General features: G+C 40.5%; 20 protein-coding genes. 10 read left to right on the top strand and 10 right to left on the bottom strand.

The features are described 5' to 3' along the window. Positions 1-7: 7 nt before the first annotated feature. Complete coding sequence (nusB, locus tag LV85_RS09475) at positions 8-1,192, bottom strand: transcription antitermination factor NusB (protein ID WP_111318707.1); 1,185 nt, start codon at positions 1,190-1,192, stop codon at positions 8-10. Positions 1,193-1,308: 116 nt separating this feature from the next. Further along, a complete protein-coding gene (locus LV85_RS09470) occupies positions 1,309-2,409 on the bottom strand; it encodes a Glu/Leu/Phe/Val dehydrogenase dimerization domain-containing protein (protein WP_111318705.1) in 1,101 nt (366 codons plus the stop codon). Positions 2,410-2,554: 145 nt separating this feature from the next. Between LV85_RS09470 and LV85_RS09465 the strand changes: the two genes are divergently transcribed. Then, entirely contained in the window at positions 2,555-4,345 is a 1,791-nt protein-coding gene (locus tag LV85_RS09465; protein WP_111318937.1) for an ABC transporter ATP-binding protein, read from the top strand. A gap of 92 nt (positions 4,346-4,437) precedes the next feature. After that, positions 4,438-4,755, top strand: a complete 318-nt coding sequence (locus LV85_RS09460) for a hypothetical protein (RefSeq protein WP_111318703.1) — start codon at positions 4,438-4,440, stop codon at positions 4,753-4,755. Positions 4,756-4,814: 59 nt separating this feature from the next. Here the strand turns inward: LV85_RS09460 and LV85_RS09455 are convergent, their stop codons facing one another. The 7 genes from LV85_RS09455 to hemW all read right to left on the bottom strand — a co-directional run bounded on the left by LV85_RS09455 (position 4,815) and on the right by hemW (position 12,785). After that, a complete protein-coding gene (locus tag LV85_RS09455; RefSeq protein WP_111318701.1) occupies positions 4,815-6,179 on the bottom strand; it encodes a peptidylprolyl isomerase in 1,365 nt (454 codons plus the stop codon). 51 nt (positions 6,180-6,230) lie between these two features. After that, complete coding sequence (locus LV85_RS09450; protein WP_111318699.1) at positions 6,231-8,231, bottom strand: peptidylprolyl isomerase; 2,001 nt, start codon at positions 8,229-8,231, stop codon at positions 6,231-6,233. A gap of 87 nt (positions 8,232-8,318) precedes the next feature. Beyond that, positions 8,319-8,720 (bottom strand): ATP-binding protein, encoded by a 402-nt coding sequence (locus LV85_RS09445; protein ID WP_245942236.1) that lies wholly within the window; start codon positions 8,718-8,720, stop codon positions 8,319-8,321. Between the two features lie 13 nt (positions 8,721-8,733). Then, on the bottom strand, positions 8,734-9,066 hold the full coding sequence (locus LV85_RS09440) for an STAS domain-containing protein (RefSeq protein ID WP_111318695.1): 333 nt from the start codon (positions 9,064-9,066) through the stop codon (positions 8,734-8,736). A 2-nt stretch (positions 9,067-9,068) separates the two neighbouring features. After that, positions 9,069-11,147, bottom strand: a complete 2,079-nt coding sequence (locus LV85_RS09435; RefSeq protein WP_111318693.1) for a SpoIIE family protein phosphatase — start codon at positions 11,145-11,147, stop codon at positions 9,069-9,071. Positions 11,148-11,266: 119 nt separating this feature from the next. Further along, positions 11,267-11,578 (bottom strand): DUF721 domain-containing protein, encoded by a 312-nt coding sequence (locus LV85_RS09430; protein WP_111318691.1) that lies wholly within the window; start codon positions 11,576-11,578, stop codon positions 11,267-11,269. A gap of 13 nt (positions 11,579-11,591) precedes the next feature. After that, entirely contained in the window at positions 11,592-12,785 is a 1,194-nt protein-coding gene (gene hemW, locus LV85_RS09425) for a radical SAM family heme chaperone HemW (RefSeq protein ID WP_211318398.1), read from the bottom strand. On the opposite strand from hemW, the gene LV85_RS09420 reads away from it, so the two are divergent. From LV85_RS09420 to porN, 8 genes are all read left to right on the top strand, one after another. Next, entirely contained in the window at positions 12,775-14,463 is a 1,689-nt protein-coding gene (locus LV85_RS09420; protein WP_146260461.1) for a BamA/TamA family outer membrane protein, read from the top strand. The genes hemW and LV85_RS09420 overlap by 11 nt on opposite strands. Positions 14,464-14,465: 2 nt before the next feature. Then, positions 14,466-15,587: a DUF4271 domain-containing protein gene (locus tag LV85_RS09415; protein WP_111318687.1), complete on the top strand. Its 1,122-nt coding sequence runs from the start codon at positions 14,466-14,468 to the stop codon at positions 15,585-15,587. A gap of 32 nt (positions 15,588-15,619) precedes the next feature. Beyond that, positions 15,620-16,393 (top strand): uroporphyrinogen-III synthase, encoded by a 774-nt coding sequence (locus LV85_RS09410; RefSeq protein ID WP_111318685.1) that lies wholly within the window; start codon positions 15,620-15,622, stop codon positions 16,391-16,393. Between the two features lie 76 nt (positions 16,394-16,469). Further along, complete coding sequence (locus tag LV85_RS09405) at positions 16,470-17,450, top strand: PorP/SprF family type IX secretion system membrane protein (RefSeq protein WP_111318683.1); 981 nt, start codon at positions 16,470-16,472, stop codon at positions 17,448-17,450. Between the two features lie 167 nt (positions 17,451-17,617). Continuing rightward, complete coding sequence (porK, locus tag LV85_RS09400) at positions 17,618-18,712, top strand: T9SS ring complex lipoprotein PorK/GldK (RefSeq protein ID WP_111318681.1); 1,095 nt, start codon at positions 17,618-17,620, stop codon at positions 18,710-18,712. 54 nt (positions 18,713-18,766) lie between these two features. Continuing rightward, positions 18,767-19,570 carry a type IX secretion system motor protein PorL/GldL gene (gene porL / locus LV85_RS09395; protein ID WP_111318679.1) on the top strand — a complete coding sequence of 268 codons (804 nt, stop codon included), beginning with the start codon at positions 18,767-18,769 and terminating at the stop codon, positions 19,568-19,570. Positions 19,571-19,610: 40 nt separating this feature from the next. Further along, positions 19,611-21,224, top strand: a complete 1,614-nt coding sequence (gene porM / locus LV85_RS09390; RefSeq protein WP_111318677.1) for a type IX secretion system motor protein PorM/GldM — start codon at positions 19,611-19,613, stop codon at positions 21,222-21,224. A 33-nt stretch (positions 21,225-21,257) separates the two neighbouring features. Then, positions 21,258-22,076 carry a type IX secretion system ring subunit PorN/GldN gene (gene porN, locus LV85_RS09385; protein ID WP_111318675.1) on the top strand — a complete coding sequence of 273 codons (819 nt, stop codon included), beginning with the start codon at positions 21,258-21,260 and terminating at the stop codon, positions 22,074-22,076. A 14-nt stretch (positions 22,077-22,090) separates the two neighbouring features. Here porN and uvrC read toward each other — a convergent pair whose 3' ends face one another. Next, positions 22,091-23,896, bottom strand: coding sequence for an excinuclease ABC subunit UvrC (uvrC, locus tag LV85_RS09380; RefSeq protein ID WP_111318673.1), 1,806 nt, complete (start codon positions 23,894-23,896; stop codon positions 22,091-22,093). Positions 23,897-23,905 lie beyond the last annotated feature (9 nt).

The raw sequence follows: 23,905 nt of genomic DNA, 5'->3' as shown, positions 1-23,905 counted from the left end.
AGTTATATTATTTATTGTCCAAAAGACCTCTACCACTCTTACGGATTTCTCCACTATCGGTTAACTCTTTTGCCATCACATCCAATAAGCCATTGACAAACTGCTTGCTCTTGGGCGTGCTGTAGGTTTTAGAGATATCGATGTACTCATTTATACTTACTTTGACTGGAATGCTTGGGAAATTTTTCATTTCCGCTATTGCCATTGAGATGATCACTTTGTCTGTAAAAGCGAGTCTATCAATGTCCCAGTTTTTAGTTTTTTGGGTGATCAGAGCCTTACTATTAACATCATTCTCGATGGTGAAGTTAAAGATATTTTGAAAAAATTCCTTATCCTCATCCCAGTTCATAGCAATCTCAGGCATTTGGCTTTCATTTTCCTCATGGAGATTGGCCGCATTTTTCAATACCTTGGATGCTAAACTTCTTACTACGGATTTATCTTCCGTCCAGTTCAAATCTTTTTCAGAGAAGAAATTTAAGATCACTTCATTTTTGAAAATGACTTTTTTCAGTAAATCATCTACGATGCTGAAATCCTGCTCTAAGCTAGGACTCTCTAGTTGAAGATAGGCCTGATATTGCTCAGATGGCTTCACATAGTCTCTAAACCACTCTTTGATCTCTAGCTCTATATCGTCCAGATTGACATTGTTTCTAGCAATAGCAGCTTTGTAACTGTCAGACTCACGAAGCGAAGCTAGGATTTGATTGTTTGGAAAATTCAATTCATTCCCAAACCCAACAGGATTATCAGGTGAGAACCTTTTCTTTTTCTCAATTTCTTTTTCTACATGCTTTGCAAAAGCTTGCAAAAGCTCAATAGCTAGCAAATACAACTGTGGAATTCGCTCTGCAGATACGACCATATTCTTTAGCAGAAACTGGTGATCCTTCTCGTTTGCCTCATGAAATTTCTTCAAAGCCTCCAGCACCACTTTTTTCACCTTTGGGCTAGCGTCACTTGCTTTCAATAAATCTTTGGAAGTCAAGTTTTGATCCAATAGCTTAATTGCATCCTCAGCATCTTTGTTGAGTGCAGTTTTATCTTGCACTTCCATGCTGTTCAGATCCGGCATAAATGAGGATCGGATAAAATCTTTGGCCAGGTTGAGGTTGGAACCCTTGCACTGCTCGTATGCATATAGGTTTTGAAAAGCCTTTACTCGGAGTATTCTTCTGTTTAGCATGTCTTCGAAATGAGTTGCAAATATAGACAATTTGGCCTGCCTATCATCTAGTTGTATGAGACAAAAAAACCACCGGAATCTAGGTCCGGTGGTTTTGTTACTTAATGTTGGTTTTCTTAGAAAGTAAGCTTCACTCTTCCGATCGCTTCAATTCTAGCTTTTGCTGTCTCGATAGCAGCTTGCTGAGCTGGGATATTCTCCTCCTCAGATTTATGTAAAATACCTAAACAGGTATCGTAAATTTTCTCTGTGTGCTTGTAAACTGTCTCCCTATTGTAGCCGCCAAAGTATTCTGCGCCTACGTTGATTACACCACCAGCATTGATCAAGAAGTCAGGAGCATATACTATCCCTTTGTCTACTAGGATTCGTCCATGCTTAGCCTCGTCTTTCAATTGGTTGTTGGCGCCACCTGCGATCACAGCACATTTTAGGCGATCGATAGTCTGATCATTGATTGTAGCTCCTAGAGCACATGGAGAATAGATATCCATTTCCAAGTCGTAGATCACATTGGGATCAACCACCTGAGCTCCTGTGGCTTTGGCTACAGCCTTAAGCTTGTCTTCGAAAATATCGGTAACCATGACATGAGCTCCTTCTTTTACCAAGTGCTCAATCAGGTATTTACCTACTTGGCCTACGCCTTGTACGCCGATTCTTTTACCTTCCAATGATTCTAGTCCAAAAGCTTTTTTGGCAGCAGCCTTGATTCCCATGTACACGCCGTAGGCAGTTACTGGAGAGGGGTCACCGCCACCACCTTTGATCTCAGGAAGACCAGTTACATGGCGAGTTTCCATTCCGATGAATTCCATGTCAGAAGTGTTCATGTTTACATCTTCTGCAGTCACGTATCTACCACCGAGGCTTTCGACAAATCTGCCAAAACGCCTGAGGTAAGCTTCGTTTTTCAAGGATGGATCGCCCAAAATCACAGCTTTGCCTCCGCCGAGATTAAGACCCGCAAGGGCATTTTTGAATGTCATTCCTCGGGAAAGTCGAAGAACATCTGTAATCGCCTCCTCTTCAGAAGCATAAGGCCACATTCGGGTTCCTCCTAATGCAGGGCCCAAAGTGGTGTTGTGAATTCCGATCAATGCCTTAAGGCCGGTTACTTCATCATGACATATCACCAATTGCTCGTGATCCATCGTGCTGATTTGGCCAAAGATTGAACCTTCACTTACTGTTTCGGTTGCTTTAATCTCTAACATGTGAACTTAGCTTTTTAGAATGTGTTATATTTGGGTACTCCTTACGATACTAGCCGATACAAAATTAAATACTTTTATTGGCCTTCAAAGGATTAATATGCCCAGTATTCCTAATCTATTTCCCTCATTTTAAAATTTTTATTTGGTGAAACCACTTTGGCGACTCAATAAGTATTTGTACAAGTACAAGGGCTTGATCCTTTTGGGGATAGTTTTTACGGTGATTTCTAATATTTTCGTAATTATTCCCGCGCAACTAGTCAGACTTGCAATAGATTATGTGGTTGAAAGTTTTTCTATTTATCGCCCTTTAGAGCAGGGTGGAATGGGGGATCAGGCACAGGATATTTTTCTAAAATTCGTTTTGGTCTTTGGTGTTTTGATCCTTGTGATGGCTTTGCTACGCGGGATTTTCTTGTTTTTCATTCGCCAGACGCTCATTATCATGTCCAGAAAAGTGGAATATGATATCAAGAATGAGATCTACGAACACTACCAAAAACTCCCATTGAGTTTCTATAGAAAGAATAGCACGGGAGATCTGATGGCTCGGATCACAGAAGATGTGAGTCGTGTCCGCATGTATCTAGGACCGGCGATCATGTATGGTCTGAATTTGTTGATACTCTTTCCACTCGTGATTACCTACATGATCACTGTCAATCCGATGCTGACGTTTTATGCGCTATTACCACTGCCGGTGCTTTCCTTGAGTATCTATTATGTGAATAATATGATCAACGAGAGATCGGAGAAGATACAGCGTAGCTTGAGTGGTCTGAGTACATTTGTTCAAGAGGCTTTTTCAGGAATTCGTGTATTGAAAGCATTCGTACGAGAATCTGATAGTGTCAATGATTTTGCGAATGCTAGTGAAGATTACAAGATAAAGTCCATTCGACTGACAAGAGTCAATGCACTTTTCTTTCCAATCATCATGGCGTTGGTAGGAGTGTCCACCATCATCACTGTTTATGCGGGAGGCTTACAGGTCATCAGCGGAGAAATTGGCTATGGCGTGATAGCCGAGTTTATCCTTTATGTGAATATGCTTACTTGGCCAGTAACTTCCTTGGGATGGGTGACGAGTATTGTGCAGCGTGCAGCAGCTTCTCAGACACGGATCAATGAGTTTTTGGATGAGAAGAATGATGTCTTGAGTACTGATAATATCAAGGCTGATATTCATGGAACAGTGGAGGTAGAAAATGTATCCTTCGTGTATCCTGACTCAGGAATTAAAGCATTGAAGAATGTTAGTTTCCAGATCAAAGAAGGACAGACGCTCGGAATCATAGGTACTACAGGTTCTGGGAAATCTACTATTGCTAATCTTCTGATGCGCATGTATGATCCTACCACTGGAGTGATCAAAGTGGATGGCAAGTCTATTGACTCTTATGATGTTTCTGATCTTCGTAGACAGATAGGATATGTGCCGCAGGATGTTTTCTTATTTTCAGATAGTATTGGGTCCAACATTGCTTTTGGAATAGAAGAATCAGACCCTAAGATCATCGAACAGGCAGCCAAAGATGCTGATGTGTATCAAAACATCGTGGAATTTCCAAAGGGATTTGAGACGATGCTGGGCGAACGAGGGATTACACTTTCTGGTGGACAGAAGCAGCGTGTATCTATCGCCAGAGCCATCGCTAAGGAGCCTAAGATTCTTATTTTGGATGATTGCCTATCTGCAGTCGATACCAAAACTGAGAATGTGATTTTGACTGCGCTAAAGCATATTATGAAGAATCGTACTTCTATTATTATTTCCCACCGAGTGTCTTCAGCTAAACTTGCTGATCAGATCATCGTATTGGATGATGGTGAGGTTATCGAGCGTGGAAATCATGAATCGCTGATGAAGCAGAAAGGGGTTTATGCTGAGTTATACGAAAAGCAAACTCAGGCAGGAGAATCCGTTGATAATTAGGGGTTTCTATCCGTAATCTTATCTAGAAAAAGCAGCATTCAAGAAAAAGTATATATCTTGAAGTAAATCAGTTCATTTAAACCTTCTTAATCATGGAAGAAAAGAAATCCACTACTCAAGATATAGAGAAAGTGCTCCAAGAAATCGGAGATAAGATCGAGGAACTCGTCAAAAAGGGAGCTGATGCTGGAATGGATGCCAAAGAGGACATCGAGAAAAAGATCAAAGACTTGAAAGAGAATAAGACTACGCTCGAAGCGGAGTTTAAAAAAGGTAAAGATATTTTAGAACGGGAGTTTAAAGAACGCTCGGAGGATTTCAAACCCAAGCTAGAGGAATCTAAGGGCTTGTTCAAAGAAGGTTTGAAGCAAATTGGCTTGGCTTTTAAGGCGCTATTTGGCAAAAAATAAGTAGCTGTATACTATTCAACTAACAAAAAATGCCCGAGGATAACCTCGGGCATTTTTTATTACTTCCCTGAGAGTGCATCGCATCGATCGTATGCAGGATCAAGATCAATAAAAATATCCTCCTTGGCCGTTATAAACCACTTACTAAGCAGATCATCTTCTTTTTTGCGAAGGGCAGCTGCCTTAAGCTTTTCGTAGTCATCCTCCATATTGGCGCGGTGTGCAGGGTATTTTGCCTTGTAATACAAGATTCTTACTTTTTTTCCATCTCGAGGATCATCAAACAGCATTGGTTTGGTAATGTCGCCTACTTGCATCGTATCGATAGTGAAGAAAAGAAGTGGATCTTCAAGAGTTCTTAAGGATAGTCGATTTGAATTATTGGAAGGGTCTGTAAAGAAGCCACCTGCATCGGAGGTAGTTCTATCATCAGAGAAGTCTTTGGCTGCTTTCGCAAAATCCAATCTTCCAGCTAAAATCTCAGTTCTTAGACTATCGAGGTACCTTTCAGATTTTGCTACATCCGCCTCAGTCGCTTTTGGAGACATCAAGATGTGACGAGTATTGTAGGTGTTACCTTTTATTTCTAACAGTTGAATCAAGTGAAATCCAAAATCACTTTCGATAGGATCAGAAATCTCACCTTGTTTTAGACTTAAAGCAGCACTTTCATACTGAGGAACCATTTGCCCTTTTGACGAAAAACCAAGATCTCCACCATTAGTAGCGGACCCTGGATCTTCGGAAAATTTTCTCGCAAGATCTGCGAAATCAGCATTTCCTTCGCCAATGTCTTTCTTGAATTGCAGCATCTGATCGTAGATGTCCTGCTTTGTTTGTGGGTTTACTTCTGGCTTCACCACGATCTGTCCTACGGTAGCCTCTGAAGTGAACAAAGGCAATGAATCTTGTGGGATACTATTGTAAAACTGTCTTACATCATTGGGAGAAACAGTCAAACCTTCTGTGATTTGAGTTCTCATACGCTGTACGATTAGTTGCTCTTTGATCACATCCTCGATTTCAGCCTTGAGCTGATCAGAGGTTTTTCCATAGGCTTCTACCAAGGTGCTTTCATCTCCGCCAAATTGCTGCATGACCATGCTGAAGCGCTGTTCAGTTTGGATCATTACTTCTGCATCCGTGACGATTACCGAATCGACTTCAGCCTTGGCTACCATCAATTTATTAATCATCAAGGATTCAAATATCTGGCATCTGGAAGGAGTTTCTTGCCCCTGTTGCATTTGGGAAAGCGTTTCTATATATGCTTTCTGTACATCTGATTCTAACAAGATATAGTTGTCCACTTTAGCCACAATTTTGTCAAGAACCTGGCCTGTTTGAGGGTCTTCTTGCGCAAATGATGCGGTAATCAGCAAGCTGGCAACTAGAGTGAATGTAAGTCGGTTTAGCAATTTCATGGGTGTTTTTCCATCTCCGGTACTTAGGAGACAGGTTTGTTTTGTGAATTATTATTGATTCAAAGCTATGAAAGTTTCCTCTTTAGCTTTTGGATTGATACTGATTGGATACTTTTTGCGTAAAGATTCCACAAGACTTTCATCCAAATATTCCTGATAATCTCGTATGACCAAGCCACGTGTTTCTTCGAATTTCTTTGGCCCAGCTGGACTGATTTCTCCCATAAGCACAATGTGAAGATGACCGTTAGTTTCGAGCTCTTGGTAGGACTCGTTCAAATCTACTTTAGACAAAACTGGGTGCTCGCTGTGTTCTATCAGCCCTGTTTCTGTTTGATAGGCCAAAGAATTACTGCTTTGGTAACTACTCTCAAAAGAAGCAATAAGCTCCTCTGAAAGTGGTTTGTCTTTAAGCGCTTTTCGTGCAGCATCCAACTGAGTCAAGTCAAGCACTTTGACGATATAGGCATTTGATCTGCCTTTCCACTGATAATTTTGAATGTTTTTTTCGAAATAGGCTCTTTGAGCTGTCGAGTCCAGAAGGCCTTTTTGCCAAACTTCTTCGTTCATCAGCGAGAATAGCAAAATGCCATCTCGATACTCTTTCAACAGCATGCGATACTCTTTATTGTTGGCCGCCAAATCAGACTCTTCAGCCTCGTTGAGAACTGCCGCCACAAATCGATCATACCAAGCATCGAAAACACTGGATTTACTTGGCAGGCTGATTTCTACTTCAAGCATATAATCTGCAAGATCTTCGGCAATGTAGCTTTTGCCCTGAAGCAAAAAGAGTTGATCGCTTGTCAGACCTTTAGCTGTCAATGCCTGTGAAAATCCAGCTTTAGTCGTGTTGGCTAATTCTGCTCTCAGTTTGGCTACATTCTCTTCATTCTCGTCGAAATTGTATCGAGACTTCTGAATAGCCATCACCTGAGACTGTATCATAGTGGATCGCGAATCTCTTAAGATTCTAGAGCGGATGCTCTCTTCCAGAGCTTCAAAACTTTCAACAGGTCTCTTGTCTTCTAATCTCAGAATGTGATAACCATAGCGAGTTCTTACAGGAGGAGAGACTTCACCAACTTCCGTCAGGGAAAATGCTGCCATTTCAAACTCAGGGATCATAGATCCAACGCTGAACCAAGGTAGAATTCCTCCCTTTTGGCTACTTGCAGGATCTTCAGAATAATTTTTTACAATATCCTCCCAGATGGTATTTTCTTTCTGGATCTCATTATAGATATCAGCCACTTTGCGCTTCGCGATGTCTTCGCCTGTTGGAGCATTTTCATCTATACGCACTAGGATATGTGATACGTGTACTTGGCCAGGGTTGGGTTGGCGATCCTGCACTTTGATGATGTGATAACCAAAGTTGGTCAATACAGGGTCTGAAACTTGGCCTGCTTGAAGTGCATAAGCTGCATCTTCGAAGGGCTGAACCATCTGAAGAGCAGTGAAATAACCTAGATCTCCTTTGTTTACTTGAGCTGATGGATCATCTGAATATTCTACAGCAAGATCGTTGATGCTACTACCATTTTTTATTTCATCTTCTATCTTCAATGCCATGCGCAGGACGATCAAACTGTCTTCCTTGCTGGCATTTGGAGGGAATTTGAGCAGAATGTGGCTGGCACGAATAATCTCCTGCATTCTAGAATATGCTTTTCTCAGTTCCCCCTCTTCTAAAGAATTTCGAATCAGGAAAGGAGCTTTAAGGTTTTCTCGGAAGGATTCAAATTCTCTGAGAAATTCCTCCGTCTGATCAAGGCCTTGAGCCTCTGCTTCCCTTACTTTTAATTTGTAATTGATAAAAAGGTCAAGGTTCTCATCAAATTCGTCTCTGGACATTCCTGTAGTGCCAGGCTCAGATTTGGTGCCTTTAGAAAGCATATAGATCAGCTCGTCTTTATCCACAGACTTGCCTCCTATAGTCAATAGGGGGTCATCCTGCCCCGAAGCTTGTACTATAGCCATCGCCGGTAAGGAGGACTCAAACACTAGGAGGAGGGTGAATATAAGTGCCGAAAGGGTTCGGTTTGTCATGTATTAAATGGCAGAATTGGAATGCAATTTTACAAATTTATTAGGATTTCAAGTCAAATGTCCCGAATACTAAGCAATTAACAAGAATTAGGACTGAAACCATTTGATCAGGCGGCAGGTGTTTGTGCCTTTGCTAGACTCAAATTCGATTTCATCCATGATCTTCTTGACCAAAATTATGCCTAAACCTCCTTTTCGCTTTTCTCCTTTTACTTTATCGAGGTCGGGAACCTCATAATCGAGCATATTGAAGGCCTTGCCTTCGTCGGTTATTTCAAAAATTAATTTGCCTGGGTTTTGTTTGATCTTGAGTTGAATGTAGTCCAGCGCATTGCACTTATGTGAATGGATGATCAGATTGGCGCATACCTCTTCCACTGCCAGGGTGATCTGGTGCTGGTCGATGTCAGACATATTCATCTCTCCTAGCGCTTTTTTCAAAAAAACACGCAGCTGAGAGAGTGCTGTAGTTTGACAAGATATTTTCATCTGATGTTTCATATCAGGAACTCAAGGCTGTTTTTTTGTCAGGATATATGCGGATAAGCTGGTCTAAGCCCAGTATTCTGAACACTTCAAATACTCGATCGGAAAGTGAGTAGATCTTCAAGTCGATTTCTTTTTCCTGGAAATCCTCCAAGTAAGACATGAAAACCCCCAATCCTGCTGAAGAAATGTATTCCAATCCTGAGCCATCTACTAAAATAGAACGGCATCCATCGGTTACCATTTTGGTAATTGCCTCATCCAGAATTACTGAGTTGCTGGCATCCACCTCGCCTTGGAGAAGTAATATATCGTGACCGTTTTCTTGTTGGGTTTCTATTTTTAGCATTATTAGCTGTCTTTATTTTGGTTGGCAAATTTCACCACCATAATCGAATAATCATCATCTATCAATCGATCTCCGCCTACAAAAGCATGCAAGGAATCAATAATCTTGGTCTGAATTTCAAGTGGGTTTAGTTCGTGATAAACTTCTAATAAGGTTCTGATACGCTCATAACCGAACTGTTGGGATTTTTCATTTTTGGCTTCTACTATACCATCTGTGAATAGTAGCAGTACATCGCCAGCTTGATAGGTAAATGTCTTTTCCTCTACGTGTTTTTCATATTGCATGTTTCTTAAAATTCCCAAGCCCAAGCCATCTATTTCTAAAAACGCAGATTTATGCAGTTTTTCCTGATGAAATAGTGTTGGTACATGGCCAGCACGTGAGTGACAGATACTTTGTTTTGCGGTATTGATGACAAAAATCGATGCCGTGATAAAATGGTTCCTTTCTAGGCATCTACTCAGAGCTGAGTTGGCTTTGACCATAAAATCCGATGGGCTCAAATTGAGCTGAATGAGACTTTGGAAAATGCCTTTCATCTCCGACATGTGAAATGCTGCTGAGGTTCCCTTGCCAGACACATCCCCAATAATCAAGACAAAGCGATCTTCGTCCAGCTGATAGGTGTCGTAATAATCACCCCCCACTTCATCCGCTGCATTGGAAAAAGCGCAAATATCAAAAGATTGATTGTGATCCAATTTAGTTGGTAGCAGTGATTTCTGAACACGCTGGGCGATTTTCAATTCCTCTTGATAGCGTTCATTCAGGATTGCTTGATTGAGCAGTCTATGATTTTCTACCGCAATACAGGCCTGACGTGCAAAGGTGCTGATGATGTTCAGCATTTCTTTGTTGAACCCATCTCGAACCTCTTTACACAGCACAATTTTCCCAATCACCGATTTGTTAATGACCAAAGGAACCAATAGCACAGATTCGAATTTCGAGTGATTGATGCGAAGACTGATAGGATTGAGGTTGTCTGTAGGCTTTTCTGCAGCCCATTCTTGCGCAGGTTTCTGCTGCTGGATCAATTCCAAGACCTCTTTTCTTGTTTTTCTATCTATAAAACGCTCTTGGATTACGCCATCCGGAAACTCTTCATTGCTCATCGCTAGCCAAGCTGCATCTGCGTAGGCAGCACTCATACAGGAATCCATAAGGATGTCCAGCACTTGTTCCTCATTTTCCTCTGGCTTAATAGACTGGCTTAAGCGTTGGAAATTGATGGCTTCGGTCAATTTTTGCTCGAAAACCGAAGAGGTAGGAAGGTTGAATAGTGTGACAAGAAAGCTGAGAACGGCATAAACTAGAACAAACCAAAAAAGAGAAGTCAGAAATAAATAGCCTGTCAGTATAATAGGATAATTCCTTTCGAACTCACGTGAGAATGAATACCAAAGGAGATAGCCTATACAGCTGATAATAATAGCAAGGAATAGCAGGGATTTCCATTTTTCCTTGAAAGTCAGGTAAGGGATCCACTTCAGATTTGTAGAAAGGATTACGGATAGTATTCCCAAGAGTGCAAAACCAAAGAAGAAAGGATAGTCATAATCGCCTCTATCAAAGAACACCAAGAACATACCTATTAGCATGGTTATTTCAAAAGCCTGCCATTGCTTTACTACCCGCTTGGTTTTTTGATACAAAATGAGGTGTTGCCATAAAAGAGCAGTGGAAATCAGAAAAATGGTCAGTAGACCAAAGCGAACATGATGGAAGAATATTCCAAGAAATGGATCTCTAGCAAGTTTACTTTCTCCAAGAGAACCAATAAATAAGTCAATGATAATATAGACCGCTACCGCAAAAATACCGGTGGAAGCTCCTCTCCAAATCAGATTGAGGAAATCATTTTGCGTGTTTTTAGCTATCGAATACTTATAAAAACCATAGACTGTTAAATAGAATGCCGTTTGCAAAATCCAGGTGAATTCGATGGCTATACCAGAATTCATTTCATTGATTGAGCCGAATAGTCTCACCAAATTCACAAATAGCATAGCAAGCCATACCAAGATGGCAAGTAACAGGCTAAGCTTTCCGATATGGATTTGTGGTAGTTTGATCATAAATGCGACGCCACAATAATACTCATTCGGATTGGAAAATGATGAAAGTCGTTTGGATACGGAAGGTAGTCAGTTGTTAAAAAATTCTAATTTTTTAGACTCAAAAAATCTTAACCTCATTACATACAAACCAAATCGTCGATGACATCTGCCCCGTATTTCTCCTCGATTAAGAGTAGGACCTTACTTTTGTTCATCAGCAATTCCTTCTTAATTGGTCCAGAACTCAATTTCACAAAGAGTTTTTTGTCCTTTATAAAAACCGAACTGGTTCGATCTGCAATGGTTTTTCCGACGATTAAGGGCCAATCGTGAACCAGAGATTTTTCCCTGAATTTCCCTTCCAAGCGATAGGCTTTGAGTAGATCATTGAATGCTGACTCCAGTGGAGCCACTTCTTTTTTTCTGCTAAAATATCCGTTTCCCGCCATAATTGAATTCCTGTCAGATGAAAAGTGCTGCAGCGATGCTATCGGCTAACAGTTTTCCACTTTTGCTCAAAGATAGCTTTTTATCCTTCCAAAGGAGCCAGCCTTCCGAATCCATTTGAGATAATATACCCTTTTTGGAAATCAAGAGATCATGCCCGAAATCTCTGTGTATATAGTCAAAATCAATTCCCCAAAGCGTACGCAGTCCTGTAAGAATGTATTCATTCAAACGCTCTTCATCTGATAAGTTATCCACAATAAATGGAGGGCTGCTGCTCTCCATACTTTTCAGGTAACTGGAATTGTTGGATGGGTTAGCTCCTCTGTTTTTCCCATCAAAAGAATGTGCACTTGGGCCTAGGCCTAGGTAAGGCACCCCTTTCCAATAATTGGTGTTGTGTAAAGCGAATTGATCAGGCTTGCCAAAGTTGGAAACCTCATATTGTATATACCCTGCTTTATCAGTTTGCTCTTGTAGGATTTCAAATTGCTCAGCCACAAAATCATCCTCTGCAGGCTGGAACATTCCTTTTTTAGTCCAGTTTCCGAGTGCAGTTTTAGGTTCTACCGTAAGTGCATAGCTTGAGATATGGCCAGGGTTTTGGCTGATGGCTTCTGATAAATCCCGCTTCCAAAGTTTATGATTTGGCTGTGGATAACCATAGATTAGGTCCAAGCTGAATTTCTCAAACCCTACTTTTCGTGCCTTGGCTATCGCAGATTTAGATTCTTCTGCAGAGTGTGCGCGATTGTAGAATTTCAACACTTCCTCATCAAAACTCTGAATTCCCAAACTCAAACGATCTATCCCAAGAGCCTTCCATGCGCTAAGTTTATCCACAGTCAAATCATCTGGATTTGCTTCCAGTGTTACTTCCTTCCAATCAGCGTGGTAGGTTTTGGAAATCTGATCTAGGATTTTCTCGATTAATTGTGGCTCAAGCAGGGATGGAGTTCCTCCTCCAAAGTAGATGGTTTCCAACTGCTTGCTAGGGAGGTAGTCGGCTCTCAGTTCTAGTTCCCGACAAATCATTTCAGTCATCTGGTCAATTCTATCGAGATTGGTGCTGAAGTGAAAATCGCAATAATGGCATGCCTGCCTGCAAAAAGGAATGTGTATGTATATGCCTGCCAATGTGAATTCTATTATTTTGCGAATATAATCAATCCCCGTCAGCCCTTTGAAAACCTCCCTTTTGGCATGCATCCTTTTTTTCCTTGCCGGAGGATTGATTTGTGAAGCGCAAAATAGCTATTGGCTCAAATGGTCAAGCGATGATCCTCAACAGGTTGGGGATTGGAGAGGCTTTGTCACTAAGCCTGAAGGCAGGAAGTACTTAGACTCAATTCAGAATTCTTTTCAAAACGAAGGGTATCTAAGTCTTTACTCGGAAGAGGAAGAAATAGGCAAAGATTCTTTGCAGGTGAAAATATTCCTGGGAACGAAATATCTCTGGGAATCAATTTCCCAGGGAAATGTGCCAAGGGAGTTTACCGAGGATATTGAACCTGTGAGCGATGAGTATGCATCTGCTTCACAATGGATGCGGCATGTGATTACTGAAGCGGAGAACAGAGGGTTTCCTTTTGCCGAAATAAAACTCGATAGTATTGAGCGAAAAGGAGATAAGCTTTCTGCAGTTTTTCACTATGATTCTGGTCCACTTATTCTTTGGGATAGCATAAAAGTAGCTGGAGACACGAAAACTCAGGAGAGGTACATTCAGCATATTACGGGAATTCGACCTGGGGCTCCCTTTTCCCAAAAGCAATTGGAAGAGGCTAAAATAGTGCTCAACCGCTCCCCTTATTTTGTGCAGACGCAATCGGCCACAGTTGATTTTCAGATCAAAAAAGCACAGCCCGTATTCACTTTACGAGACAGAAATACGAATGTGCTAGATGGGATAATAGGATTGCTACCCAATACCAATGAGCCCGGTAAAATGCTTATTACAGGGCAGTTAGATCTGGAATTGTATCATCTGGGAGGCAAGGGCAGGGACATAGCGGTGCATTGGCAGCGGGTGAATATTGCAACGCAGTCTTTGGACATCTATGCAAAAGAGTCATTTGTTCTGAACTCTCCTCTTGATGTCAGTCTGGGATTCAATCTGCTAAAGCAAGACTCTTCATTTTTGACTAGGAACCTAAGTTTGGATTTTGGCTATCACATGACCTCCAATAGCTACCTGCGGTTTTTTACTCGAAGGCAGGCTAGTGATGTCCTAGAAACAGAAGCTTATGACAATGCTACAGAACTCCCTGATGTAGCCGATTATCGATGGAATCAGTATGGCTTGGGTTGGGATTGGGATAAGTTGGATTCTCCCTATTTCCCTCGAAGAGGTTTCTTGATCAATAGCGAATTAGCGATGGGGAATAAGCGAATTATAGAAAACACGGGATTCCCACCGGAAGTCTATGTGGGAGTAGATATGAGTAGTCCGCAGTATTTCGGTCAAGTGGAGGTGGAGAAGCATTTTTTCTTTCGGCCAGGATGGGGAATGTGGCTGAAAGGGAATGGTGGTTTTATTCAAAATCAAAACCTGCTTTTGAACGATCTATTCCGACTGGGAGGACTGAAAAGCATTCGTGGCTTCAATGAGAACTTCTTTTTTGCGCGATCTTATGGTTATTTGAATATGGAGCAGCGACTTTTTTTTGGAGAAAACTCATTTCTCATGGTTTTTGCTGACTTTGGGATTCTGGAAAACCCGTACTTTGCACCTTCGATTGACAAACCTGTTTCTTTTGGCGCAGGAATCAATCTGGATACAGGCTCTGGAGTATTTCGATTTATTTACGGAGTTGGGAAATCAAATTTGCAACCTTTACAATTCTCCTATTCTAGGATACATTTTGGCTACTTAGCCAGGTTTTGAGTATGAAAAAATTGATCAGCAAGTCAATACTTATATGTCTACTGTTTTTTGCAGTGGGTCAACAAGCATTTTCTCAAGTTTTGGAGGATTATAATCCAAACTGGCAAGAAGGTGAGCGCGAGACTTGGTTTAGTTCAAATGACCGATTGATCTTGGATTTGGATTTAGAGACATTTCCATTAGCCTATTTTTCATTCGAATTCCCTGATCATTCTGTGGTATTTGTGGGAGAGAAACTGTGGTTTTTTACGGATCAAGACACTGCATTCACAGAGCAGGTGGGAGAGCTTAGAAAAGAATTTCCTGCAGATCAGGTAAATCTTACGGTTTTCAAAAGTGGAATTTCTTCAGATCAAGCAAGTGTACAGAAAATTTTGAAAGCTGCGCCCGTAGAATCCAGTTCGGGAGTAGTAGCAATGGCTACATTAAAAAGAGAGGTAGATAGACAAAGTATTCGTGATTTTTTTATAGTCGGATTGCTGGTTTCCCTGGTTTTAATTACGTTTTATAAGTTGGCTTACCCCTTCATTTTCGAGATGATGATTAAACCGATCTCATTGGTGAACGCAGAAGATTTTTCTGAAAGTGGGAGTTTACAAAAGTTTTTTTCAATAGATATTCTGTTTTATGTCTTAATAGTGAATATGCTTTTGTCACTTGCAATGGTGACAGGCATGGTGATTTTCCGACAGGAATGGTTAGAAGCCAGAATAGCCTTGAGTTTCGGCACACTTATTTTGCTTTGGCTAGGAGGAGCTGTTCTGCTATTAGTACTCACAGTTCTCAAGTTTACAGCCATCAAAATTTTAGCCTATCTATTTGATTTGGGGAAATTAGAATTTCCGCATTTCTTCTATTTGCTACGTTTGGTTGTGATTTCAACTATAGGTTTGTTATTGGTATGTGCATTTTTTTTATTGAACGAGTTTTCATCCATCAAAATGGCTCTAGAGCTCTCATTTACAGGGTTTTTCTGGATATACATCTTAGGTATAATGGGTTTGTTTCTAATTATGGGTAATAGGCTGGGTTTTAAGAAATACCATTTATTTACTTACCTTTGCATCGCAGAATTAGTGCCCTTTTTAATCTTGGCCAAATTGGTGCTTGATTTGGGTCATTAATCTCTGTAATCACCAAAAGGAATAATAGAAGCATGAGCGCAGTTACCAAAGACAGGTTCAGATCGGTAAAAAGTATTCTAGTATCTCAACCAGCCCCAGCGGGTGCAAATTCTCCCTACGTACAACTAGCAGAAAAATATAACTTGAAGATTGACTTTCGTCAGTTTATCAAAGTAGAGCCTGTGGTATCAAAGGAATTCCGTAAGCAGAAGATTGATATTTTAAAGCATACAGCTGTGATTTTCACCAGCCGGAATGCTATAGATCATTTCTTTGCAATCTGCAAAGATTTTAAAATCGAGATGCCAGCAGATATGAAGTATTTCTGTATCTCAGATCAGACTGCTCACTACCTTCAGAAATATATAGTAATCCGAAAGCGTAAATTATTCGTAGGTCAAAAGACTGCACAGGATTTATTTGATTATTTCAAAAAGCATAAATCAGAAAAATATTTATTTCCTTGTTCAGATATCCGTAAAGATGATATTCCAGAATACATGGAAAAGAATGGGATTGCCTTTACAGAAGCCATCATCTACCATACTCTGGAGGCAGATTTGTCTGATCTGGCTGATGTGAAATATGACATCCTTGCTTTTTTCAGCCCATCGGGAATTAAATCTCTAAAAATTAATTTCCCTGATTTTGAGCAGGGTAATACCAGGATTGCTGCTTTTGGGCCTACTACTTCGCAGGCAGTGAGGGATTTAGGTTTGATTTTGGATATTGAAGCACCGATGCCAAATGCTCCAAGTATGACTGGTGCACTGGAGCTTTATATTAAAAAGGTGAATAATTTGTAAAACATAGAATCAAAATCTGTGGTTATTCAGTTTAAATTCTTACAATAGTTCTTACGTTGGACGAAACCGCTATACAATGATTCAAAGAGGCCATGGAAAATACTTTTTGAGATACTTTATTCTCGTACTCTTCTTTTTTGAGATTTCTTCGTTGATGGCCCAGCAGGATCCTCAATTTACGCAGTACATGTATAACGGCATGTACTACAACCCTGCTTTCGCAGGAAAAGATGGAGGGTATAGGTTTTCTGCCTTGCATCGCTCGCAGTGGTTGAATTATACGACCAACTCGGGACAAGGTGGAGCACCAGTCACACAGTTGGTGACTGCGCAAGGAAGACTGGAAGGTAAAAATATTGGCTATGGTCTTACCTTAGTCAATGATAAAATAGGTGCTATAGGTAATTTGGAAGTTAATCTCCAGGCTGCTTATCACAAGAAATTTAATAGATCTACATTGAGCTTTGGCGCGTATGTAGGAATGTATTCTAGTTCGATAGATTATGGTGAGCTGATTGTAGTGAATCCTGAACCTAATCTTCCAAGTTCGGGAAAGGAGAGCCAGATTAATTTCAATGTAGGCGCTGGTTTGTTATTTGATGCAGGAGACTATTATATAGGATTGAGTAGTAGACACATCAACGAACCTAACTTTGATTTTGGGGATGGTTCTTATGCTAATCAGTTGAAAAACCATTCGTATTTGCTCGTCGGTTATAGGTTTAGACCTGTAGGGCAACTTTCTATTGAGCCTAGTTTATTATTAAAATCAGTGTCCTTCAATAATTTTTCTTATGAAGCTAGCGTTATTGCTACGCATCAGAATAAGATAAGTGGAGGGATTGGATTTAGAGGAGATGAATCGGTGTCCTTAATCCTTGGATATAGTCTGTTGAAAGACAATTCTCTTAAATTGGGCTATTCGTTTGACATGGTATTTAGCGGCGTAGAGGCTAAATCTCCTACAAGTCATGAGTTGATGCTTCGCTATACATTGTCAGATGTGAGTAGAGAAGTACAGCGGGTAATCCAGCGGACACCAAGATTTAGGTTTTGAAAATATCTGAAATAGAGCAGATTTGAGTATGATAAGTTTTAACTAGATGTTATCATTGCACTACAATTGGCAGGTTATTTGCATTATTGTGCCAAATTCAGCTAAATTTCGAGTCTTGAAAATACTTTACACAGCGTAATTATTTGATGAACGAAAAAACGTCATTTATGTATAGAAAAATTAATGTTCGCTTACTGCCCATAACCTTAGGGTTGGCACTGGTGACGCTTTTGCCGAGTTGTGGCCTTTTTAACAAGAAAGGTTCAGCTAGCGAAAAGATGAATAGAAGAGGAGAAGTGACGGGTGTACCTAAGCGTACAAACTGGCAACAGAATCTTCCTTATGATATGGTGCCAGTAAAAGCAGGGACTTTTTGGATGGGGCAGGCTGATGAAGATATCGCCTACACGCAATCGGTTTTGAATAAGCAGATTACCATATCAGAATTTTTCATAGATAAGTATGAAGTGTCTAACAATAAGTACCGTCAATTTTTGGAATCCGTAAAAAGCGGAACTTTGGAGACTGGTACTCCTACTACCTTGAAAGATCCTCCTCAATTGAATTATGATGAGCTCAAGCCAGATACGACAGTTTGGTCTACTAGCTTTGCTTATCATTATGGAGATCCTTTGATGGAATTTTATTTTGATCACCCAGCATTTGATAATTACCCAGTTGTAGGTGTTACTTGGGATCAAGCCAAAAAGTACTGTGAGTGGAGAACCTATCACCAGAGAGCAAATGATGATAGTGATTTTGATGGCCCAGCATTTCAGCTTCCATCAGAAGCAGAGTGGGAATATGCAGCTAAAGGAGGCAAGGAAGTTGCCAAGTATCCTTGGGGCGGTCCTTACTTGAAAAACAAGAGAGGTTGCTTGATGGCCAATTTTAAGCCAGGAAGAGGTAATTACATTGACGATGGCTTTGCATACACTGCTCCAGTTGATGTGTTTGCTCCCAATGGTTATGGATTGTACAATATGTCTGGAAATGTCGCAGAGTGGGTACTTGATGCCTATGCCACTACCTCTAGTTCTATTACTTGGGATTTGAACCCAGTATATGATGTTCCATCTGAGCCTAGAAAAATCGTAAGAGGTGGTAGTTGGAAAGACATCGCTCATTACTTAGAAACTAGTACAAGAGCATACGAATACGAAGATGTTGCTCAGGCACACATCGGATTTAGAACGAAGATGACGTTTATTGGCCGCTCTGGCTCAATGGATGTGAAAAGTTCATCTAGAAGAAGAAGATAATCTATTATCAAAAAAACGAAAACAACTACCTAACAATTTATTATATCATTTCACATGGCTAGTAACAGCAACTCATTTTCAGCAAAATTTTATTCTAGCATCATGCCAAAAATCTATGGCATTGGTGCTGCTATAGTTATTCTTGGTGCGATGTTCAAAATCTTAGATTGGACTGGAGCCAATTGGATGATTGGTATTGGACTTTCTACTGAGGCATTAATATTTTTCCTTTCCGCATTTGAGCCAACTCATACTGAGGTGGACTGGAGTAAAGTATATCCAGAACTTGAAGGCGGTGCGCCAGGTTCTCCAAGAATGCAAAAAGTAGTAGCTGGTGGAGATCAGGTTTCTCAGAAGCTTGATGAAATGCTAGCAAACGCTAAAGTGGGTCCAGAATTGATCGAAAGCTTAGGTAAAGGAATGCAGAATCTTGCTACCTCAGCTCAGAAAATGGGTAACCTTTCAGATGCGGCTGTAGCTACGAATGAATATGCTACGAATGTAAAATCTGCTGCCAAGACTTTGGTGGATATGAACGCATCTTACAGCAAAACTGCAGCGGCTCTTACAGAAATGTCCTCTGCTTCTCAAGATGCAAAAGCATACCACACGCAGGTGGTGACTGTTACTAAAAATCTTTCTGCTCTTAATTCAGTCTATGAGATGGAGCTTCAGGATGCTAACAGCCACGTGAAGACATTGAATAAGTTCTATGCAAATATGACTGCTGCTATGGAAGGTCTTACCGAAGCTGGTAAAGAAACCCAAGCATTTAAAACAGAATTATCAAAATTGAATCAGAACGTCAGTTCATTGAATAAAATCTATGGTGGAATGCTATCCGCTATGAAAGGTTAATTTCTCTTCAATTCATTTTAAAATCCATTAAAACTAAAAAATGGCAGGAGCTAAAGAGACACCTAGACAGCGGATGATTGGTATGATGTACCTGGTATTAACGGCCCTATTGGCCCTCCAGGTAAGTAATAAGATCCTCCAGAAATTCGTCTTGATTAATGATGGGATGGAAAGAACTTCCCAGAATTTTATCAATAAAAATACAAAGACCGTTGAGTCTATCGCCTATACGGTAGAGCAGCAAGGAAATAAGGAAGTGGATGTGCCAAAAGTGGCAGCATCTGAGGATATTAGAGAAGCAACATCTGAAATCTTTGATTACTTAGAAGCAATCAAAGAAGATTTGATTGTGCAGTCCAACGCAAAGAATGATGAAGGAAACTTCGTTAATGCAAACTTGAAGAATACGGAAATCACCGGTAATATCTTTGTGAATAATGGTAAAGGCGCAGAGATGAAGACAAGGCTAAATGAGTATCCTGTAAAAATTACAGAGATTTTATCTAGTGTAGGTCTTGGGGATTTGAAATTCGATGCTATTGCTAAGGATGCTAAGGACATAGAGTTGTTCAATAATGACAGGGAAGCGCAGAATTTGAGTTTTGAGAAACTTAACTTTGTGAAATCTCCAGTAGGTGCAGTAATTGCTCTGATCTCTCAGTATCAAAATGAAGTATTGAATATAGAAAGTGAGTCATTAACTGCAGTGCAGAATACTATTGGTTCATTCTTTTTCAAGGCTGATGTGACAGAAGCTAGAATTGCTGCTTCATCTAACGTAGTAGCAGCGGGTACAAAGTTCGAAGCTGATATGTTTATCGCATCAAGTTCTACCTCAGCGGCACCTACGATGACTATTGATGGTCGTTCGGTTACTGTAGATCCAAAAGGATTCGGTAAAATAGAATTCACTGTTACTCCAGCAGGTCAATATGACGAGCGTGGATTGGCAAAAAGAACACTGAAAGGAGAGATTATAACTAGCATCGGTGGAGAAGATAAAGTTCTTCCTGTGGAGTATGATTACTTCGTTGCTCAGCCAGTTATAAAGGTTTCCTCAGAAGTTGTTCAGCAGTTATATGCAGATTGTGCTAATGAGTTGTTGATAGAGGTTCCTGCTTTGGGAAATACTTATTCTCCAGAGTTTGCTGTAAGCAATGGGCAGTCTATCAAAGGATCTAAGCCTGGACAATTGACAGTTATACCTGGAGCATCTGGGAAAGTTAATATCGGTGTAAGTAGTGGAGGTAATAAGATTGGTACTGTTGATTATGATATCAAGCCAGTTCCTGCTCCTACCTTAGTTCCTGCTACATCCAATGGATCTGAACTTGATTTGAGCCAAGCTCAGGCGATCAGCTCCCTAATGGGACTTAAGATGCTCGCTAAAGCAGAACCTACTTTCGCTAGAACAATGGCTAAAGATGCCGCTTTCGAAGTGACTGGTGGTGAAATGAGATTGTTGAGAAACGAGGTTCCAAGACAGACAGTTCAAATCACTAATGGTAATAGTTTAGCGATGCGTTCGTTATTAGAAAGTGCTAGAGCTGGTGATGTAGTTGTATTTGAAATCAGACAGGTTACCAGAACTAACTTCAGAGGAAATAAAATTCCTTCAGAATTAAGACAAGTTGTTCCTATTCGAGTTAAATAAAACTCAAAGTGGGATTAAGATAAACGAATGATTATGAAAAAGTTTCTTCCAAAATTAATCTTGTCCCTGCTGATAGCAGCAGGCATTGCACCTCTTACATCTGAGGCGCAGATAGCTGCTACCAGTGTGAATCCATCAGGCTTTGGCGATCGTCAGTTTGATATGGACACCATCTACTCTGCCAAAAGAATCAGAGAAGATGATAAGATGTACCAGATAGGCGTATGGAGAAGAATTGACCTTCGTGAGAAATATAATAGACCGCTTTACGGAGCTGGAGATACAAAGTCTAATGGTATTGTAAATCAGATTTATAAGGCTATCGTTGAGGAGAATGCACTAGAGGTTTTTGGTGATGAGGATTTTACACAGCCACTTTCTATTGCTGAATTCCAAGATAATTTCTGGTTGAATGCTACCGGAGATAGTATCTTTGCCAAGCAGCTTTATTACTTAGATTTCAAAGAGGATTTTGTATTTGACAAGCATCATTCAGATATGTTATTTGACATCAAGTATCTTGAGTTGGTAATGCCTTCTGAGACGAATTCCAATGCGGGTCAGAAAACTATTGCTTTCATTCGATATAAAGATTTCTACAATTACTTCAAAGATCATCCAGATGCTAGATGGATTAACTTCCAAAACCAAGCAAAGAACTTGACTTATTCTGAGGCTTTTGAAACTAGGTTGTTTAGATCTGTGGTCAGAAGGTTTACCAACTCCGAGGATGCGTTGATCGCTGATTTGGTACCGCTAGACAGTCCAAATCCTGAGGTGCAGGCCTATGTGGATGCGATTAACTTTGAATACAAACTATTAGAATACGAAAATTCCCTATGGGAGTGGTAATATAAAAAGGGGCTTCATGCCCCTTTGTTTTTTTCTTTCCATGCGATCAAAGTCTTTGCTCGACTGGCACCAATTACTTCCGCAATTTCCTCTTCGGTTGCTTCACTTATTTTTTTCACGGATTTAAACTGACTTAATAACTTATCCGCTGTGTTCTGCCCAATCCCAGGTATAGCAGTCAGTTGTGTCCCAAAAGCATTTTTGCTTCGCAAATTTCTGTGAAAGGTAATCGCAAAGCGGTGAGCCTCATCACGAATTCGCTGCAATAGCCTTAAGCTCTCAGATTTCTTATCTATGTGAATTGGGTAAGAATCCCCCGGGAAATAAATTTCTTCCAAGCGTTTTGCTATTCCGATAATTGGCATCTGGCCATAAACTCCTAATTCTTTCAGGGCATCCACAGCAGACGATAATTGGCCTTTTCCGCCATCTATTACAACCAGCTTCGGCATAGGCTTGCCTTCTTCTAATAGACGCTTATATCTCCTCCCAACCACCTCTTTCATGCTGGCAAAATCATCTGGGCCAACTACTGTCTTGATGTGATAATGCCGATATTCTTTAACAGCTGGTTTTCCATTTAGAAAGCACACCATACTTGCCACAGGATTGGTACCTTGGATATTTGAGTTATCAAAACACTCAATATGATCAGGGATTTCAGGTAGGCTGAGGTCTTGCTGGAGTTGTCGTATTACACGATCCTTCTTGTCTTGATTCAGTCCAAGAAGTAATGCCTTTTCCTTTTTATAGTACAAAGCATTTTTTAATGAGAGTTCTATCAATTTCTTCTTGTCACCAATTTTGGGCACAAATACATTCAATCCCTCGATTGGCTCAGTCAATTCGATATTTAGTAGCACTTCTTCTGCATCGGTTTGGAACTGGTCTTGCAGTCGGATCAAGGCTGTTAATAGCAATTGCTCGTCCGATTCATCCAGTTTTTTCTTGAGCTCCACATTCTTCGAGGTAGTCAAGGAGCCATTTTTCACATGCATAAAATTGACATAGGCACTCTTATCGTCGGAGACAATAGTACATACATCCAGGTTGTTAATCGAGGGACTTGCTACTAGGGATTTGGCTTGGTAATTTTCTAGTGATTCTAGTTTTTCCTTAAACAGCTGTGCCTTTTCAAATTGCAAATTCTCAGCCTGATACTGCATTTCTTGCTTGAAATAAGTCTTCGCAACAGCTAGATTTCCTTTCAAAATATGTTTTGCCTGCTCCAAATCTTGTTGATATTCCTCTTCTTTTTGAAGGCCCACACATGGCCCTAAGCAATTACCAATGTGGTATTCTAGGCATACCTTGTATTTGCCTTCCGCTATTTTATGTGGCGCTAGATCCAGCTTGCAGGTTCGTATGGTGAACAACTCCCGTATCAATTCAAGCACGTTGTTCATCGCTTTGACACTTGCAAAAGGCCCGTAATAAGTGCCTTTTTTAGGGATTACTTTCCTGACAGGGAATATCCTCGGGAAGTTCTCCTTGGTCAATAGGAGGTATGGGTAGGTTTTATCATCCCTCAGTAGGATGTTATACTTAGGATGAGATTTCTTGATCAGGTTATTCTCCAGCAGTAGCGCATCAAATTCGGTGTTTACTAAGGTTATTTCTATCCTTCGAATCTCTTTGACCATTTTTCTAGTCTTGAGATTGACTCCTGCATTTTTATTGAAATAGCTACTGACTCGTTTTTTGAGGCTTTTGGCTTTGCCGACGTAGATCAGTTCATTTTCCTCATTGAAATACTTATACACTCCTGGATGATCAGGGAGACTAAGGTGTTCAGTAGGTAAGAATGAAGATGAGAGCATGGTCTAAAA

It is taken from the genome of Algoriphagus chordae (assembly GCF_003254055.1).
Classification (GTDB): Bacteria; Bacteroidota; Bacteroidia; order Cytophagales; family Cyclobacteriaceae; genus Algoriphagus; species Algoriphagus chordae.
This window is presented reverse-complemented; position numbering and strand designations above follow the sequence as displayed.

Bases quoted from the DNA above. Each gene is read 5' to 3' on its own strand.
- nusB (WP_111318707.1), bottom strand. From the start codon at position 1,192: ATGCTAAACAGAAGAATACTCCGAGTAAAGGCTTTTCAAAACCTATAT.
- LV85_RS09470 (WP_111318705.1), bottom strand. From the start codon at position 2,409: ATGTTAGAGATTAAAGCAACCGAAACAGTAAGTGAAGGTTCAATCTTT.
- LV85_RS09460 (WP_111318703.1), top strand. From the start codon at position 4,438: ATGGAAGAAAAGAAATCCACTACTCAAGATATAGAGAAAGTGCTCCAA.
- LV85_RS09455 (WP_111318701.1), bottom strand. From the start codon at position 6,179: ATGAAATTGCTAAACCGACTTACATTCACTCTAGTTGCCAGCTTGCTG.
- LV85_RS09450 (WP_111318699.1), bottom strand. From the start codon at position 8,231: ATGACAAACCGAACCCTTTCGGCACTTATATTCACCCTCCTCCTAGTG.
- LV85_RS09445 (WP_245942236.1), bottom strand. From the start codon at position 8,720: ATGAAAATATCTTGTCAAACTACAGCACTCTCTCAGCTGCGTGTTTTT.
- LV85_RS09440 (WP_111318695.1), bottom strand. From the start codon at position 9,066: ATGCTAAAAATAGAAACCCAACAAGAAAACGGTCACGATATATTACTT.
- LV85_RS09435 (WP_111318693.1), bottom strand. From the start codon at position 11,147: ATGATCAAACTACCACAAATCCATATCGGAAAGCTTAGCCTGTTACTT.
- LV85_RS09430 (WP_111318691.1), bottom strand. From the start codon at position 11,578: ATGGCGGGAAACGGATATTTTAGCAGAAAAAAAGAAGTGGCTCCACTG.
- hemW (WP_211318398.1), bottom strand. From the start codon at position 12,785: ATGCATGCCAAAAGGGAGGTTTTCAAAGGGCTGACGGGGATTGATTAT.
- LV85_RS09415 (WP_111318687.1), top strand. From the start codon at position 14,466: ATGAAAAAATTGATCAGCAAGTCAATACTTATATGTCTACTGTTTTTT.
- LV85_RS09410 (WP_111318685.1), top strand. From the start codon at position 15,620: ATGAGCGCAGTTACCAAAGACAGGTTCAGATCGGTAAAAAGTATTCTA.
- LV85_RS09405 (WP_111318683.1), top strand. From the start codon at position 16,470: ATGATTCAAAGAGGCCATGGAAAATACTTTTTGAGATACTTTATTCTC.
- porK (WP_111318681.1), top strand. From the start codon at position 17,618: ATGTATAGAAAAATTAATGTTCGCTTACTGCCCATAACCTTAGGGTTG.
- porL (WP_111318679.1), top strand. From the start codon at position 18,767: ATGGCTAGTAACAGCAACTCATTTTCAGCAAAATTTTATTCTAGCATC.
- porM (WP_111318677.1), top strand. From the start codon at position 19,611: ATGGCAGGAGCTAAAGAGACACCTAGACAGCGGATGATTGGTATGATG.
- porN (WP_111318675.1), top strand. From the start codon at position 21,258: ATGAAAAAGTTTCTTCCAAAATTAATCTTGTCCCTGCTGATAGCAGCA.
- uvrC (WP_111318673.1), bottom strand. From the start codon at position 23,896: ATGCTCTCATCTTCATTCTTACCTACTGAACACCTTAGTCTCCCTGAT.